Source organism: Streptomyces kebangsaanensis (genome assembly GCF_001906585.1).
GTDB classification, from domain to species: Bacteria; Actinomycetota; Actinomycetes; order Streptomycetales; family Streptomycetaceae; genus Streptomyces; species Streptomyces kebangsaanensis.
Map to the genome: position 1 here is coordinate 183,705 of NZ_JUJA01000158.1, position 16,387 is coordinate 200,091.

Below are 16,387 nucleotides of genomic sequence, written 5' to 3' on the forward strand. Positions count from 1 at the left end.
CCCGCCGAACCAGGCCCGCAGCCCCGCAGCCGATCGCGTGCGGGCCACGGTCACTCCGGTCCAGACGCCCAGGTAGACGGGGACGAAGAGGGCGGGAAGGTGCCTCTTGGCGAGCCAGACCCGGTTGCGGGCGACCATGCGGTGGAAGACGGCGTGCCGGGTCGGCGACGTCCACGGATGCCGGAGCACCAGCTCCGGCTCGTAGAGCACCTTCCAGCCCATATCCAGCGCACGCCAGGCCAGGTCGGTCTCCTCGTGGGCGTAGAAGAACGTCTCGGGCCAGCCGCCGATCTGGTCCAGCATCCGCATGGACAGCCCGTGTCCGCCGCCCAGGAACGTCGTCACCAGCCCGCCCCGCATCGGATCCGATGCGCGCAGGCGCGGGACGTGGCGGCGCTGGGTGCGGCCTCGCTCGTCGGCGATGCGGAAACCGACGATGCCCAGCCGCTCGTCCGCCGCGTACAGCTCCGTGAGCCGGGTGAAGACGTCCGAACTGATCAGCAGCCCGTCATCGTCCAGGTCCACCACCACATCGACATCCCCGAACTCCCGCAGCCGGGCCAGGGCGGCGTTCCGGCCACCGGAGATCCCCAGGTTCTCCGGCAGTTCGACCCCGGTGACCCCCTCGGGCAGGGGCGGCAGCGGCGCACCGTTGCCGACGACCACCACCCGCGCGGCGGGCGTGTCCTGCCCGGCGACCGATGCAAGAAGGTCGGCCAGCTCGGCGGGCCGCGTGCCCATGGTCAGGATGGCGACGCCTACGCGCGGGTGACGCACGGTTGAACTCCCCGTTCCTCGACTCCGGTGCCGGTGATGCTAGTGCCGCATCAGGCGACGTTCGCCCTGTTGACGACCTCGCGCAAGCGGGTGTTGGCAGCGTGGCAATTCCGCACCGTCCGGGATTGCATCCTCGCCACGTGGTTCCGGATGCAGCCGCTTTTGTTGCCTGTCAGCCGGGGTTGGCCAGCGGTTCCGCGGTGCCGAGGATGAAGCTGCCGCCCACGGTCCGGACATCGGCTGACCACCCCAGCGCGGCGAGCTTGTCCGTGAGCTCGTCAGCGTCGTGGAAGACCTTCACGATGCGATACGGGCTACCGTCGTCGAGTCGGCGCAGTACCGCAGGGATGGGCTGCTGGGCGAGAACTTCCTCGCGGGCGGCCTCTGCGGGGCCATCGTCGATGAAGATGGCTTTGCCGTTCGGTGCGAGCGCACCGGCGACGGCGTTCCAGAAGTCCGGTAGGCGGGACGGCGGGATGTGGGAGAGCCAGAAGGCGAGGAACACGGTGTCGTAGCGGCGCGGAGGCCGCCAGGTGAACAGGTCGGCCTGGACGAACTGGACGTTGGGGGAAGCAACCCGCGCACGCGCAATACCGAGCGTCTCGTCCGACACGTCGACGGCGGTCACAGAGCGCGCCCGAGCAGCGAGCGCCCCGGTCCACTGGCCCGTTCCGCAAGCCAACTCCAGCACGTCCCCGACGATCGGGAGGTTGTTCGCCATAGCCAGCAACTCCCGCAGTTCTTTGCGCTCGGCATAGGGCCGGTCGTATCCGCCCGCGTGGGCCCGGTAGTAGGCGATCTGCTCCCTTAAAAGGGCATCCTCATCGCTGTCCATGGCCGCGACCCTACCGATCGTGTCGCCTCCCGTCCCGCCCAGTGCGGCACCGGCGACAACCCGCAGGGCACGCTCCTGTGGCGCGATGGAGGCGATCCAGCCAGCAGGGCGAAGGCTGCCTGATGCGGCACTAGCCGTCCCGGAGCCGACCACCGCCCACACATCAGAAGGCCACCCATGCCCACCGCGCCGGTGGTCCGGCTGTTGATGGTTCTCTTCTTCGACTCCGCCTGAGCCCACGGTCACCGAGCCCCCACCCGGCCAGGTGGGGGCTCGGTGCACTCTCTTCCGGTGCCCAAGCTCGCTGCCAGCGGTGTTTCGTACCGTGGGCAGTCATGTTCCACCCTTGGACTGTCATGGGGCCGTCACGCGTCGGCCGTATCGAACTTTCAAGCGATTCAGCGGCGGCCTCGCCGGTCCTCGTAGTTGACGAAATAGCTCACAACGACGAGCACGCCGAAGATCCCCAGGCCGAAGGTGCCGAGGATCGTCCGGATTCCCTTCCCGTCCAGCGCAGAGCGCACCCCTCCGGCGAGCCCGCCGACGGCAAAGCACATGCCGAAGACGAGCAACCGCGAACTCTGGGGTCTCAGCCAGTGCCGCAGGTCCGGGCGGCGGCGCCCGCGCGGCGGCGGGCCTGCGGAGTGCGTCATCGGTACCTCACCCTTCCTGGCTCCCCCGGGCAGGTCGCTCAGGAGCGCGCCTTTGGCGAGGTGCTTGCCGGTACCGCTGCCCCGCTTCGCGGGCAGCGTGCACTCCCTTGAGGATCACTGCCGAGACCCGAAGAGCCGCGCGGGCAGTGGGTGACTGCTGCGATCAGCGGCCATGGGGGACGACAGGCCAGGCCGGCTCGACCGTCGCCTCGGGGTTCGAGGTGCGTCGGAGGTATCTCTGCAGCGATGCCGCCTGCTCGGCTGCCGTACGAACCTGGAGGTCGTGGAGATCCACCGGTGCCACCCCCCCTATGGCCGAGTGCTTCTCCCCCATGCGTCGGGCGGTACGGGCCGCAGCCACTGCGTCCGCGACCGCGTTGTGCGCGTCGTCGAGCTGTACGCCGTAGTGCTCACAGAGCGCCCGGAGGTTCCGCTTCCCCTTTCTGTAGCGATCCACGTACTTGTCCAGGACCAAGGGGTCGATGATGGGCGATATCCCGCCACGCAACCGCTCGACCAGCGGCTCTATCCCGTGTCGGCGACATTCGCGGTCCAGCAGCGAGAGGTCGTACCGCGCGTTCATCACCACCAGCGGGGTGCCCGAGTTCAGCACTTCACTGACCGCGGACGTGATCTCCTCGATCGCGGAGGCGGCCGGTTCCCCGTGCAGGCGGGCGTGTTCCGTGGAGATGCCGTGGATCGCCGTCGCCTCCTCGGAGATGGTCACCCCTGGATCGAGCAGCCAGGTGCGGGCTTCGGGAAGCCGCTCGGCCGGGTCAACGGTCACAACCGCCGCGGTGACGATCCGGTCGGTCTCGATATCGGTCCCGGTGGTCTCCAGGTCGAAGCCGATCAGCGGCTCCCGGTGCCAGCTCATGGCGGCCCCCTCCTCGGTGGTGCTTTCCCCCAGTGGTCTCCACGATCGCATGCGCCACTGACAATCCGAGGACCGCGTTCCGCTTTCCGCCCGGAGGACCGGGAGACCCCGAGGACCCGAGAGACCCTGAAGGCCCGGGAGACCCCGGAGACCGAGGGCGATTCAGGACACCGGGCGTGAATCCGCCCACATCAGCTCGAACTCCTCGCGATAGGCGGAGAAGAGCCCGCCTTCGTCGATCTCGTCCGACTTGACCACCTTGGTGCCGTTGCGCAGGACGTACACCGGCGTCTCCATGCCCCGGGCGCGCCGCAGGTAGGACTGCACGACCGCGATGCCGTCCGAGCCGTCGCCGTCCACCAGGTAGGCGGTGGCGCGGGGCGTCTCGTCGTAGACCTGGATCTCGAAGGCACCCGGGTCGCGCAGCCGGGAGCGCACCCGCCGCATGTGCAGGATGTTCATCTCCACCGAGCGGCTCAGCTCACCGCGCTTGAGCCCGAGTTCGCGCTCGCGCCGCTTCACGGCGCTGGAGGCCGGGTTCAGGAACAGCAGCCGCACCCGGGAGCCGGACTCGGCGAGCCGGACCAGGCGGCGGCCGGAGAAGTTCTGCACGAGCAGGTTCAGCCCGATGCCGATGGCGTCCAGGCGGCGGGCGCCGCCGAAGATGTCCTCGGCCGGGAACCGGCGCAGCAGCCGCACCCGGTCCGGATGCACCGCGACCACGTCCGCGTACCGGTCGCCGACCAGGTCCTCCACCGCGTCCACCGGCAGCCGCCGCGCGGAGGGCACGTCGCCGCCCGTGCCGAGGATCTCCAGCAGCCGTGCGGAGGCGCGCTCGGCCTGGGCCAGCACGGCCTCGGACAGGGCCCGGTTGCGGGAGACGACGTTGCGGGTCACCTCCAGCTCGTCCAGGGCGAGTTCGACGTCCCGGCGCTCGTCGATGTACGGCTCGAAGCACGGCCAGTGCTGCACCATCAGCTCGCGCAGCTGCGGCAGGGTGAGGAAGCTGATCACGTTGTCGTCGGCCGGGTCGAGCAAGTAGCCCTTGCGGCGGCTGACTTCGCGTACCGCGACCGCCCGCTGCGCCCACTCCTGGCCGGCCGGTCCGGCCGCGGCCACCACCCAGTCGTCGCCGTGGACGGGTTCGTAGACGGGCCGCAGGACGGCGGCCACGACGGCGCGCAGCCGCTGCTCGACGAGGTTCAGCCATATGTAGGCCCGGCCGGCCCGCTGGGCGCGCGTACGCACCTCGCGCCAGGCGTCGGCGTCCCAGTCCAGCTCCGGCCCGATGGCACCCGCGCCCATCGGCCGGGCCAGGGTCACCGCGCCGGGCGGGACGTCTGTGGAGTCCCCCTCATGACCTCCGTCACCAGGGGGCAGCTCCAGGCCTCCCGAGCCCACCCGCGCACCGCCTTCCACTCCCCCGGGCACTCCCCGTCCCAACGATCAAGGAAGGGTACTCCGGGAGCGGCGCGCGGTGCAGCCGGATGGACAGCTCGTTTCCCAACTTCCCCACTGTGTGCGCTTGTTCCGACCGTCCGGAGCCGGTGGAGTGATCGGATTCATAGCCGTGGCGTTGACGGGCGGCGCACTCCTGTGCGTAGATCTTCCCCCTTTCTCCATGAGTCACGGGGGTACCCGAATACCCCGTCCGCACGAGCACGCCGGGTCGTGGGCGGGTGTCTCACTTTCGGGGAGACTCGGGTCCAAGGGACCACCAGCGGCGCCGCACACCTGAAAGAGTCGTATCCATGCAGGTCTGGCCTGGAGAGGCGTATCCACTCGGTGCCACGTACGACGGCGCCGGTACCAATTTCGCGGTCTTCACGGAGGCCGCGGACCGAGTAGAGCTGTGTCTGCTGCACGACGACGGCTCGGAGACCGCGGTGGAGCTGCGGGAGAGCGACGCGTTCGTCCGGCACGCGTACGTGCCCGGCGTCATGCCGGGGCAGCGGTACGGGTTCCGGGTGCACGGCCCGTACGCCCCGGAGCGCGGGCTGCTCTGCAACTCCGCGAAGCTGCTGCTCGACCCGTACGCGCGCGCGATCAGCGGCTCGATCCGGTGGGGGGAGGAGGTGTACGGCTACCACTTCGACGACCCCGGCCGGCGCAACGACCTGGACTCGGCGCCGCACACGATGACGTCGGTCGTGGTGAACCCGTACTTCGACTGGGGCGACGACCGGCCGCCCCGGCGCGGCTACCACGAGACGGTGATCTACGAGGCCCATGTCAAGGGCCTCACCATGCTCCACCCGGGGCTGCCCGAGGAGCTGCGCGGCACCTACGCGGCGCTCGCCCACCCGGCGATCATCGAACACCTGACCGAGCTGGGCGTCACCGCGCTGGAGCTGATGCCCGTACACCAGTTCGTGAACGACCACCGCCTGGTGGACATGGGCCTGAACAACTACTGGGGCTACAACACGATCGGCTTCTTCGCCCCGCACAACGCCTACGCCTCCTGGGGCGACCGCGGCCAGCAGGTGCTGGAGTTCAAGTCGGCGGTCCGCGCGCTGCACGAGGCCGGGATCGAGGTCATCCTCGACGTCGTCTACAACCACACCGCCGAGGGCAACCACCTGGGGCCGACGCTGTCCTTCAAGGGCATCGACAACCCCCGCTACTACCGGCTCACCGACGACCCGCGCTACTACATGGACACCACGGGCACCGGGAACTCGCTGCTCATGCGGTCCCCGCACGTGCTCCAGCTGATCATGGACTCGCTGCGGTACTGGGTCACCGAGATGCACGTCGACGGCTTCCGCTTCGACCTGGCGGCGACCCTGGCCAGGCAGTTCCACGAGGTGGACCGGCTGTCGTCGTTCTTCGACCTGGTGCAGCAGGACCCGGTGGTCTCCCAGGTGAAGCTGATCGCCGAGCCCTGGGACGTGGGCGAGGGCGGCTACCAGGTGGGGAACTTCCCGCCGCTGTGGACCGAGTGGAACGGCAAGTACCGCGACACCGTCCGGGACCTGTGGCGGGGCGAGCCGCGGGCGCTCGCGGAGTTCGCCTCCCGGCTGACCGGCTCCTCCGACCTCTACCAGTACGACGGCCGCCGCCCGCTGGCCTCGATCAACTTCGTCACCTGCCACGACGGCTTCACCCTGCACGACCTGGTGTCGTACCACCACAAGCACAACGAGGCCAACGGCGAGGACAACCGGGACGGCGAGAGCCACAACCGGTCCTGGAACTGCGGGGTGGAGGGCGAGACCGACGACCCCGGCGTGCTCGAGCTGCGGGCCCGGCAGATGCGCAACTTCGTCGCGACGCTGATGCTGTCCCAGGGCGTGCCCATGATCAGCCACGGCGACGAGTTCGCCCGCACCCAGCGGGGCAACAACAACGCCTACTGCCAGGACAACGAGCTCGCCTGGGTGCGCTGGCCGGAGGAGTCCGGCGAGCCGGAGCCGGGCGGCGGGCCGCAGGCCTTCGTACGGGCGATGGCGGCGCTGCGCCGGGACCACCCGGTGTTCCGCCGACGCCGCTTCTTCCACGGGCGGCCGGTGGAGGGCACCCACGACGACCTGTCCGACATCGCCTGGTTCACCCCCGAGGGCCGGGAGATGACCCAGCAGGACTGGGACTCGGCGCGGGCCTCCGCGCTGACCGTGTTCCTCAACGGCAACGCGATCTCGGAGCCCGGTACGCGCGGGGAGCGGATCACCGACGACTCCTTCCTGCTGCTGTTCAACGCCGCGCCGAAGCCGCTCGACTTCGTCGTGCCGGTCGATCACGGGCGGCAGTGGCAGGTGGTGGTCGACACGGCCCGCACGGACCCGGTCCCGCCCGGCACTGGCCCGAAGGTGCGGGCCGGGGACCGGCTGACCCTTAAGGACCGCAGCCTGACCGTTCTCCAGCGGCCGGCCTAGGGGTCACCCGTTCGGGCGAGGGCACGCCTTGGGCGGTCGCCCGCCCGGGTGAGGGCGTGGACGGGCCCGCCCGGGCGGGGCGCGGGCACACGGCGGACGGGTGGGGGGCCCGGGCACACGGCGGACGGGTGAAGCGCGGGCACGGGGCGGACGGGGGACACGAAAGGCCGCCGGGCGGGTACGTAGCTTTCCATGACCTCCGAGCGCCCCGCACCCGCCCGCTCCGTGCCCACGGCCACCTACCGGCTCCAGCTCCAGCCCGGGTTCCCGTTCGCGGCCGCCGCACGGGCCGTGCCGTACCTGGCGTCGCTCGGCGTCTCCCACCTGCACCTGTCCCCCGTCCTGCAGGCCGTGCCGGGCTCCCCGCACGGCTACGACGTCGTGGACCACACGCGCGTGCGTGACGAGCTCGGCGGCGAGGAGGGACTGCGGGCGCTGTCGCGCACCGCGCGGGAGCACGGGCTCGGCCTGGTCGTGGACATCGTGCCCAACCACATGGCCATGGCGCCGCGGCACAACCGCGCCCTGTGGGAGGTGCTGCGGGAGGGGCCGGCGTCACCGTACGCGCGCTGGTTCGACATCGACTGGGAGGCCCAGGGCGGCAAGGTGCTGCTGCCGGTGCTCGGCGGGCCGGTCGGCAAGGAGATCGGCGAGCTGAAGGCGGACGGCGACGTCCTGCGCTACTACGACCACGTCTTCCCGCTGCGGGAGGGCACCGGGGGGCTGCCCCTGCCGGAGCTGCTGGACGCGCAGTGGTACCGGCCGGTGTGGTGGCGGCTGGCCCGTACGGAACTGAACTACCGGCGGTTCTTCAGCATCTCCGAGCTGATCGGGGTGCGGGTGGAGGACCCGGAGGTGTTCGAGGCGACCCACGCCGAGATCCTGCGGCTGCTGCGCGAGGGCGTGATCGACGGGCTGCGGATCGACCACCCCGACGGGCTCGCCGACCCGGACGGCTACCTCGAACGGCTGCACGAGGCGACGGGCGGGTGCTGGACGGTGGTGGAGAAGATCCTCTCCGACGGCGAGCACCTGCCGGCGGCCTGGCCGGTCGCCGGCACCACCGGCTACGACGCCCTGCGGCACGTCGACGGCCTGTTCACCGACCCGGCGGGGGCGGACGAACTGCTCGGCCGGTACCGGCGGTACGCCGCCCCGCGGCCCGACCGCGGCGGCGACTGGGAGGCGACGGTGCGGCGGGCGGCCCACCAGGTGATCACGCACGAGCTGGCCGCCGAGACGGAGCGGCTGACCCGCGTGACGAGCCGGGTGTGTACCACCTCGCCGGACCCGGCGCTGCGCGACCGCGCCCCCTGGGCGCTGCGCACCGCGCTGCGGGAGCTGCTGGTCCGCCTCGGGGTCTACCGGCCGTACGCCTCCGTGGACGCGGCCTCGGTGGTCACCGGGGCGGCCGCCGAGGAGGCCCGGCTCGCGTTCGTGGTGCCGGAGGAGGGCGAGGCCGTCGACGTCGTACGGGACCTGGTGATCGGGCGGGCCGGGGACGGACCCGACGCCGTGGAGCTGCGCACCCGGTTCGCGCAGGCCGCGTCCGCGCTGCGCGCCAAGTCCGTGGAGGACACCGCGTACTACCGGTACGTGCCGCTGCTGTCGGCCAACGAGGTCGGCGGCGACCCGGGGCACCCGGCGGTGTCCCCGGAGGACTTCCACGCGTACTGCGCGCGCCTGCAGCGCGACTGGCCGGCCACCGGGACGGTGGTCTCCACGCACGACACCAAGCGCAGCGCCGACGTACGGGCGGCGCTGGCGGTGCTGACCGAGTGCCCGGAGCGGTGGGCGGAGGTGCTGGCCGAGGTGTCCGGCAGCGGGAGCGGGGCGGGCGCGCCGGACGCCCAACTGGCGTGGGCGGCCTGGCAGACGGTGTTCGGCCTCGGTCCGGCGGACGGGGAGCGGGGCGGGGAACGCGATCGGGAACGGTACGGCGAACGGGTGCGGCGGGCCCTGCTGAAGCACGTGCGCGAGGCGGGCCTCCACACCAGTTGGACGGAGCAGGAGCCGCCCTACGAGGAGGCGGTGGAGCGCTTCGTCACCGAGGGGCCGTGCGGGGCGCCGGCCGAGCGGGTGGCCGCCCTCCGGAGCGTGCTGGAGCCGCACGTCCGGGCGAACGTCCTGGGGACGGCCCTGGTGCACCTGACGATGCCGGGCGTGCCGGACGTCTACCAGGGCACCGAGGGCGAGTACCGGGCGCTGGTGGACCCGGACAACCGGCGTCCGGTGCGGTTCCCTCCCGTCGACGCGGGCGAGAAGGGGGCGGTGACGGTGGCGGCGCTGCGGTTGCGGGCGCGTCGGCCGGAGGTCTTCGGCGAGACGGCGGCGTACGCCCCGTTGCCCGCCGAGGGGCCGGCGGCGGACCACTGCGCGGCGTTCGTCCGCTCCGGAGAGGTGGTCACCGCCGTGACCCGGCTGTCGCTGCGGCTGGCGGAGGCGGGCGGCTGGCGCGGCACCCGGCTGCCCCTGCCGCCGGGCCGGTGGGCGGATGCGGTCACGCCGGGGCGGGAGTTCGAGGGGCACGCGCGCGTGGAGCAGCTCTTCGAGCGGCTTCCGGTGGCGCTGCTGGAGCGGATCGCTTGACAGGCCGGGCAGTCCGTGGGGTACTGCGAAATGCCGAGCAGAGCGGACAGGTCGGGGGTGAGTCTGCTTGCTGGAGCAGCGCTACCCGAGCGTTCTCGAACTGGTCGCCTCCGCACGTGCGTTGGCCGCGTACCGGCCGGGTCTGTGCGTCCTGAGGGAGGTCGGTCTCTCCCGCGCGGGCAGACCGCTGCACCTGCTGTCCGTCGGGCGCGCGCGGCGTGCCGTGCTGGTGGTCGCCGGAGCCCATGCCAACGAGCCCACCGGGGGCTCCACCCTGCTCGCCCTCGCCCACCGCGTGCTGCGTGAACCGGCGCTGCGGGCGGGCACCTCCTGGCACTTCCTGCTGTGCGCGGACCCGGACGGGGCGAGTCTGCACGTCGCCCCGGCCCCGCGCAGCCTGCTCGACTACCACCTCGGCTTCTTCCGGCCGGCCGGACCCGAACAGCCGGAGTGGTCGCCCGCCGTGCTGCCGCCCGACCGGCTGCCGCCCGAGACACGCGTGCTGACCGGCGTCATCGACGCGCTGCGGCCCTACCTCCAGGTGACGCTGCACGGCACCGATCTGGGCGGCAGCTGGGTGCAGCTGACCAGGGACGTGCCGGGGCTGGCGGAACCTTTCGGCAAGTCGGCGGCCCGGCTCAACATCCCCGTGGAGACCGGCGCCTCGGACGCGGCGGGCTGGCCCGTCTCCGGGCCCGGGGTGCGGGTGATGCCGGGGCCCGGCTCGGGGCCGGCGTATCCGAGCCTGCCGGACGACGCCCGGCACAGCACCTGGTACCGCACGCACCGCTACGGCGGCATGACCGCGGTCGTGGAGGTGCCGATGTGGGCGAGCGACCTGGTGGACGATCCGGCCCCGCACCCCGCCCCGGCGGCGGCGATACGGCGGCTCGCGCACCGGCTGCTGCGGGACGCCCACGAGGTGGATCTGGTGCTCGCCGACGCCCTGCCCCGTCTGCACGGCGCCAACGGACCGCTGCTGCGGGCGGCGAAGTGGGGGCTGAGCCTGGTGCCGGGACTGGCCGCCGACTGGATCGGCACTCCGCCGGCCGACACGACGGCGGCGTACGTCGGCAGCGTGGACGCGTTCGGCCGCCGCCTGCCGCTGCGGGCCGCGGCGATGCTGCTGCGGGTGCTGCGCGAGGCCGACGACCGTGCCGCGCCGGAGCTGGAACGGCTGGTGACGGTGTGGAGCGAGGCCTTCGCGGAGCGGTTCGGGGCGCGGTGGGTGCCGTTGGAGCACCAGGTCGAGCACCAGAGCCGGACCGTGGTGGCGGCGGTGCTCCAGACCCGGGGGATGCCGGGGTGAGGTGGGCTCAGGGTGCCGAGAGCCGGAACGACACCTGGCCGAAGGCCACCTGGTCGCCCTCGCGTACGACGGCCGCGCCGATCACGCGCCGCCCGTTGACGGTCGTGCCGTTGGTCGAGCCGAGGTCGCGCAGCACCCACATGCCGCCCTGGTGACGCAGCTCGGCGTGGACCCGGGAGACCGTCTCGTGGGTCAGTCTCAGACCGCTGGCCGGATCGCGCCCTATGCGCAGCGGGTGGCCGCTGCCGGGGTGCGGCAGGAGCAGCTTGGGCAGCCGTTCGGCCTGCCAGGCCCTGCGCAGCCGTACGGGGAAACCGGACACCGCCTCGACCGTGCCGAACACCAGCCGGGACAGCCGGCCCTCGGTGCGCAGGTCGGAGGTGAGCGCGGCGAGCTCCTCCGAACTGCGGGCGGTCAGGGCCAGCTCCATGCGGCGCACGAACGTGTCGTGCGACAGGCGGCCCATCGCGACGCCGTCACGCAGGATCCTCAGCGCCTTGTCGCGCTCCGCGTCGGACAGCCGCGCGGGTGAGATATGGAATTCGGAGGACGACGTCACGGTGGTGATTGTCGGTCAGTGGACCGCGGGTGTCCAGAAGACTCCGAAACGTCGCCCCGCGGGGCGGACCCGGCGACACCCGCCGCAAAAGGGAGGATTCAAAAGCGGACTGATCTCGGATGGAGGACGATGGACGGGATCATCACGGTGAGCAGACGAAGGGGAACCGTCCGTGCAGTTCGAGGTGTGGGCACCGCAGGCCGGCCGGGTGACGCTCCAGTGCGACGGCGCCACGCGCGCGTTGGAGCGCGATCCGGAGCGGGCGGGGTGGTGGACCGGTGAGGCGGAGGCGAGCGACGGCTCGCGGTACGGGTTCGCGCTGGACGGCGGTCCGGTGCTGCCGGACCCGCGTTCGCGGCGGCAGCCGGACGGCCCGGACGGGTCGAGCGCCGTCGTCGAGCACGGGCGGTACGCGTGGCGCTCCGGTGCGTGGGGCGGACGTCCGCTGCCCGGGGCGGTGCTCTACGAGATGCACGTCGGCACGTACACGCGTGAGGGCACCTTCGACGCGGCCGCCGAGCGGCTGGAGCATCTGGTGGAACTGGGCGTCACACACGTGGAGTTGATGCCCGTGTGCCCGTTCCCCGGGCGGCACGGCTGGGGGTACGAGGGCGTCTCGCTGTGGGCGGTGCACGAGCCGTACGGCGGGCCGGAGGGGCTGAAGCGCTTCGTCGACCGGGCGCACGGGCTGGGGCTGGGCGTGGTCCTGGACGTGGTGCACAACCACTTGGGCCCCTCCGGCAACTACCTGCCGCGGTTCGGGCCGTACTTCACCGACACCCACCACACCCCCTGGGGCGCCGCCGTCAACCTGGACGCGCCCGGCTCGGACGAGGTGCGGGCCTTCCTGGTCGGCAGCGCGCTGGCGTGGCTGCGCGACTACCGGATCGACGGGCTGCGCCTGGACGCGGTGCACGCGCTGGTGGACACGCGCGCGTGCCACTTCCTGGAGGAGCTGTCCACGGCCGTGGACGCGCTCTCGGCGGACCTGGGCCGCCCGCTGTTCCTGATCGCCGAGTCGGACCTGAACGACCCGCGGTTCGTCACCCCGCGCACGCGGAACGGCCTCGGTCTGCACGCCCAGTGGAACGACGACTTCCACCACGCGCTGCACTCGGCGCTGACCGGCGAGTCCCAGGGCTACTACGCCGACTTCGGACGGGCCCCGCTCGCGGCGGTCGCCAAGACGCTCATGGGCGGCTACTTCCACGACGGGACGTACTCCAGCTTCCGCGGCCGCCACCACGGCCGTCCGCTGGACCGCACCCGGGTGGCCGGGCACCGGCTGCTCGGTTACAGCCAGACCCACGACCAGGTCGGCAACCGGGCCCGGGGCGACCGTCTGTCCATGCTGCTCGCGGACTCCCCCGGGCTGCTGGCCTGCGCGGCCACGCTGACACTGACCGCGCCGTTCACGCCGATGCTGTTCATGGGCGAGGAGTGGGCGGCCACCACACCGTGGCAGTTCTTCACCGACCACACCGACCCGGAGCTCGCCGAGGCCGTGCGGCAGGGCCGGCGGCGGGAGTTCGCCGCGCACGGCTGGGCTGCCGAGGACGTGCCCGACCCTCAGGATCCGGCGACCCGGGACCGGTCCTGCCTGGACTGGTCCGAGCCGGAGCGGGAGCCGCACGCGCGCGTGCTGGCCTGGTACCGGCGGCTGATCGCGCTGCGCCGCGAGCAGCCGGACCTCACCGACCCGGATCTCGCGGACACCAAGGTGGCCCATGACGAGGACGCCCGCTGGCTCGCCTTCCGGCGCGGGGACGTGCTCGTGGCGGTCAACCTCGGCGAGGAGCCGGCGGCCATCCCCCTGGGTTCCCGCCCGGCCGAGGTGCTGGTCGCCTGGGAACCGGTGGCGGCGCCCGGCCCGGACGGGCTGCTGCGCGTGCCCGGGCAGTCGTGCGCGGTGCTGGTGCAGCACTGAGCGCGGCCCCGGGGCGGCTACGGTTCCTCGCTACGGTTCCTCGCTGCCGTTCCGGAACTCCGTGACGCGCTCCAGCATGATCGTCTCCCAGGCGTGGCGCAGCTGGGACCTGAGGAGCGGCAGCGGGCCGCCGTCGTGGCCCTCGAGGCGGTCGGCGAGGCGGATCACGGTGTCGCAGCGGGCCAGCCACAGGCCGCGCAGGCAGGGCCGGGCGCCGTAGCCGGCCAGGGTGGCGGCGCGCACGGCGGCCGGGGAGCCGACGGCGGCGGCGAGGCCGGCGATGTCCTCGGCGGGGTCGCCGACCACCGCGTCGGTCCAGTCCAGGACTCCGCGCACGCGGCCGTCGGCGCTCACCACCAGGTGTTCGCCGCCGAGGTGGTGGTGGACGAGCACGGCGGTGCCGCGCTGGGCGACGAGCTGGGCCGCGGCGGGCGCGGTGAACTGGGTCATCCGCGCGGGGTCGAACTCGTCGGCGGCTCCGAGGCGTTCGGCGCTGCGCACGGCCATGCGGCGCAGCGCCCCCAGGGAACGCGGGGCGGTGCGCGGCACACCGAGGGCCTCGGCCTGGCGGGCGGGCACCTCGCGCAGCCCCGTGAACAGTCCGGCCAGGTCGTCCTCGCCGACGGCGGACACGTCGTGCTCGCCGGCCGTGCCGCCGGTGATCCTGGTGTCCAGCGTGTACGTCAGGCCCGGCGCCCACTCGCCGTGCGCGACGCTGACCGGGAGGGCGATCCTCAGGTGCGGGCGGACCAGGTCGCGCAGGCGCAGTTCGCGGCGCTGGCGCACCGAGGCCTCGCGGTCGGGGGCCAGGCGCAGCACATGGCGGGCGCCGACCCACCACGTGGAGTGCCCGCCGCCCTCGACGACGGGCCGGACCTCGGGTCCGGCGGCGGTGCCGGCCCTGTCCTGGAGGCCGTCCTCGATCAGGGTGCGGACCAGCCGGCGGACGGTGTCCGCGGTGGGTGTCGGTGCCTGGGTCATCGTCGCGCCGTGTCGTTCCGGTCGGTCGTTCGGGTCGGTCGTTCGGGTCGATGGGGGCGGGTGTCGTCCGTCGGTCAGTCCACTGTCACCATCTCGCGGGTCGTGTCGTTGAGGCGGCGGCCGCCGTCCTCCGTGACGGTGACGATGTCCTCGATGCGCACTCCGAAGCGGCCGGGCAGGTAGACGCCGGGCTCCACGGAGAAGCACATGCCGGGTACGAGGGGCTGCTCCTCTCCCTCGATCATGTACGGCGGCTCGTGCGTGGTGACGCCGATGCCGTGGCCGGTGCGGTGGATGAAGTACTCGCCGTACCCGGCCGCTTCGATGACCGCGCGGGCGGCCCGGTCGACCTCCTGGCAGGCGACGCCGGGACGCACCGCCCGGAAGCCGGCCTCCTGGGCCTCGCGGACGATGTCGTGCACGCGCCGCTCCTCGTCGGTGGGCTCGCCGACGTGCACGGTGCGGGTGGTGTCGGAGCCGTAGCCGTCCTTCAGGCCGCCGAAGTCGAGGACGACCATGTCACCGCGCTCGATGACGCGGTCGCCCACCTCGTGGTGCGGGTTGGCGCCGTTGGGTCCGGAGCCGACGATGGTGAAGTCGACCTGGGAGTGTCCGAAGCGGCGCAGCAGGCCGGCGAGGTCGGCGCCGACCTCGGACTCGCGGCGGCCGGCGAACGGCGTCTTCCGGATCTCCTCGAACGCGGCGTCGGCGGCCGCTCCCGCCGCCGCGAGCAGTTCCACCTCGGCCTCGTCCTTCACCGCGCGCAGCATCGGCAGGGCCTCGGTGAGAGAGGCGTAGGAGGTGCCGGGCAGCGCCTTCTGCAGGCCGAGCAGGTGCATGGCCCAGGTGTTGTCGCTGATGCCGAACCGGCCGTCGCCGTCGAGCAGGCCGGCCGTGACGGCGTAGGGGTCCGTGCCGTCGGTCCAGTCGCGCAGGTCCAGGGTGGGCGCGCCGACGGCCCGGGCGGCGTCCGGGGCCTCCAGGGTGGGCACGACGAGGACGGGGTCCCGTCCGGGGGCGAGAACGAGCAGCGTGAGCCGCTCGGTGACGGCGGTGGGCGCGTAGCCGGTCAGCCACACCAGGTCCGGGCCGGGCGCCACCAGGAGCCCGGCCAGCCCGGCGTCGCCGGCCGCCCGGGCGGCGCGCTCCATCCGGGCCCTGTAGTCGTCGGCGGTGAAGGGTGCGGACGCGGTACCGGTCATCCGGGCCTCCGTGTACGGCGGGAACAGCGGGAACAGCGGGAACAGCGGTGAAGGCTACGGACAGCATCCTGCCCGGCTGCGCGGTGCGACGCGAACCGGTCGGGGGGAGGCGACGGCGGTCGCGGTCATGTCCGGGCCGTCAGGTGACCACCCCCGGGGTGACGGTCAGTCGCTGGTGGGTGCCGTCGAAGCGGCGCACGGTCACGGGCACCTCCTGGCCGGGGCGGGCGCGGGCGACCGCGCGGGCGAGGTCCGCCGCCGAGGCGACCGGCGTCCCGCCGAAGGACAGGAGGACGTCGCCGCGGACCAGGCCTGCCGTGGAGCCGGGGCCGGGTACGTGCACGCCGACCACGCGGGCCCCGGAGCCGTCGGCGTCCACCGCCTCCACCCCGAGGGCGGGGCGCACGGGTGCGGGGGCCGCGGACGGGATCGCGCGCGCCGGGGCCGGGCGCGCCGGGCTCTCCTGTGCGCCCGGGTGCCGCCGTGGTTCGGCGAGCCCGCCGGCGCCGGTCACGGCGGCGCCCATCGCACCGAGGCCGACGCCGGACAGGACCAGGACCGTGCCGGCGAGCAGTCCGCACGCCAGGGTCGCGAGCCGGCGCCCGCGACGGCGCGCGGCGTGCGGGCGCCGGGCGGGGCCGGGCGAGGTGGCGCCGGGTTCCTGGCCGGGGATCGGTCTGGGGCGCAGCGCTGTCTGTTCCATGTCCGTTCCATGGGATCGGCTCCGAAGGGCGGGGGCGGCCGGTCCGGCGGCGGGCGGGGTCAGCCCACGGGGAGGGCGCCGGCGGGGCGGGCGGGGG

General features: G+C 73.1%; 13 protein-coding genes. 4 read left to right on the top strand and 9 right to left on the bottom strand.

Going from position 1 to position 16,387, the window contains the following annotated elements:
• The 5 genes from RH94_RS29380 to RH94_RS29400 form a co-directional block, all read right to left on the bottom strand.
• Positions 1-777 (bottom strand): glycosyltransferase family 2 protein (locus RH94_RS29380; RefSeq protein WP_234426128.1); only part of this gene is annotated, 777 nt, incomplete at its 3' end.
• A 172-nt stretch (positions 778-949) separates the two neighbouring features.
• On the bottom strand, positions 950-1,612 hold the full coding sequence (locus tag RH94_RS29385) for a class I SAM-dependent methyltransferase (protein WP_073951367.1): 663 nt from the start codon (positions 1,610-1,612) through the stop codon (positions 950-952).
• A gap of 398 nt (positions 1,613-2,010) precedes the next feature.
• On the bottom strand, positions 2,011-2,265 hold the full coding sequence (locus RH94_RS29390) for a hypothetical protein (RefSeq protein ID WP_073951368.1): 255 nt from the start codon (positions 2,263-2,265) through the stop codon (positions 2,011-2,013).
• Positions 2,266-2,428: 163 nt separating this feature from the next.
• Positions 2,429-3,142, bottom strand: coding sequence for a 3'-5' exonuclease (locus RH94_RS29395; RefSeq protein WP_073951369.1), 714 nt, complete (start codon positions 3,140-3,142; stop codon positions 2,429-2,431).
• 162 nt (positions 3,143-3,304) lie between these two features.
• On the bottom strand, positions 3,305-4,543 hold the full coding sequence (locus tag RH94_RS29400) for an SAV2148 family HEPN domain-containing protein (RefSeq protein WP_073951370.1): 1,239 nt from the start codon (positions 4,541-4,543) through the stop codon (positions 3,305-3,307).
• 350 nt (positions 4,544-4,893) lie between these two features.
• On the opposite strand from RH94_RS29400, the gene glgX reads away from it, so the two are divergent.
• The 3 genes from glgX (at position 4,894) to RH94_RS29415 (ending at position 10,918) form a co-directional block, all read left to right on the top strand.
• On the top strand, positions 4,894-7,020 hold the full coding sequence (gene glgX / locus RH94_RS29405) for a glycogen debranching protein GlgX (protein ID WP_073951371.1): 2,127 nt from the start codon (positions 4,894-4,896) through the stop codon (positions 7,018-7,020).
• Positions 7,021-7,212: 192 nt separating this feature from the next.
• Positions 7,213-9,609, top strand: coding sequence for a malto-oligosyltrehalose synthase (gene treY, locus RH94_RS29410; RefSeq protein WP_073951372.1), 2,397 nt, complete (start codon positions 7,213-7,215; stop codon positions 9,607-9,609).
• Positions 9,610-9,676: 67 nt separating this feature from the next.
• Positions 9,677-10,918 carry a M14 family zinc carboxypeptidase gene (locus RH94_RS29415; RefSeq protein WP_073951373.1) on the top strand — a complete coding sequence of 414 codons (1,242 nt, stop codon included), beginning with the start codon at positions 9,677-9,679 and terminating at the stop codon, positions 10,916-10,918.
• Between the two features lie 7 nt (positions 10,919-10,925).
• Here the strand turns inward: RH94_RS29415 and RH94_RS29420 are convergent, their stop codons facing one another.
• Positions 10,926-11,477, bottom strand: coding sequence for a DUF1707 and FHA domain-containing protein (locus RH94_RS29420; RefSeq protein ID WP_073951374.1), 552 nt, complete (start codon positions 11,475-11,477; stop codon positions 10,926-10,928).
• A 172-nt stretch (positions 11,478-11,649) separates the two neighbouring features.
• Here RH94_RS29420 and treZ point away from each other — a divergent pair, with 172 nt between their 5' ends.
• Positions 11,650-13,404, top strand: a complete 1,755-nt coding sequence (gene treZ, locus RH94_RS29425) for a malto-oligosyltrehalose trehalohydrolase (protein ID WP_073951375.1) — start codon at positions 11,650-11,652, stop codon at positions 13,402-13,404.
• Positions 13,405-13,434: 30 nt separating this feature from the next.
• Here treZ and RH94_RS29430 read toward each other — a convergent pair whose 3' ends face one another.
• The 3 genes from RH94_RS29430 to RH94_RS29440 all read right to left on the bottom strand — a co-directional run bounded on the left by RH94_RS29430 (position 13,435) and on the right by RH94_RS29440 (position 16,290).
• Positions 13,435-14,385, bottom strand: a complete 951-nt coding sequence (locus RH94_RS29430) for an aminoglycoside phosphotransferase family protein (RefSeq protein WP_073951376.1) — start codon at positions 14,383-14,385, stop codon at positions 13,435-13,437.
• Between the two features lie 74 nt (positions 14,386-14,459).
• Positions 14,460-15,587: an aminopeptidase P family protein gene (locus tag RH94_RS29435; protein ID WP_073951377.1), complete on the bottom strand. Its 1,128-nt coding sequence runs from the start codon at positions 15,585-15,587 to the stop codon at positions 14,460-14,462.
• Positions 15,588-15,726: 139 nt separating this feature from the next.
• A complete protein-coding gene (locus RH94_RS29440; RefSeq protein WP_073951378.1) occupies positions 15,727-16,290 on the bottom strand; it encodes a PDZ domain-containing protein in 564 nt (187 codons plus the stop codon).
• Positions 16,291-16,387: the final 97 nt, after the last annotated feature.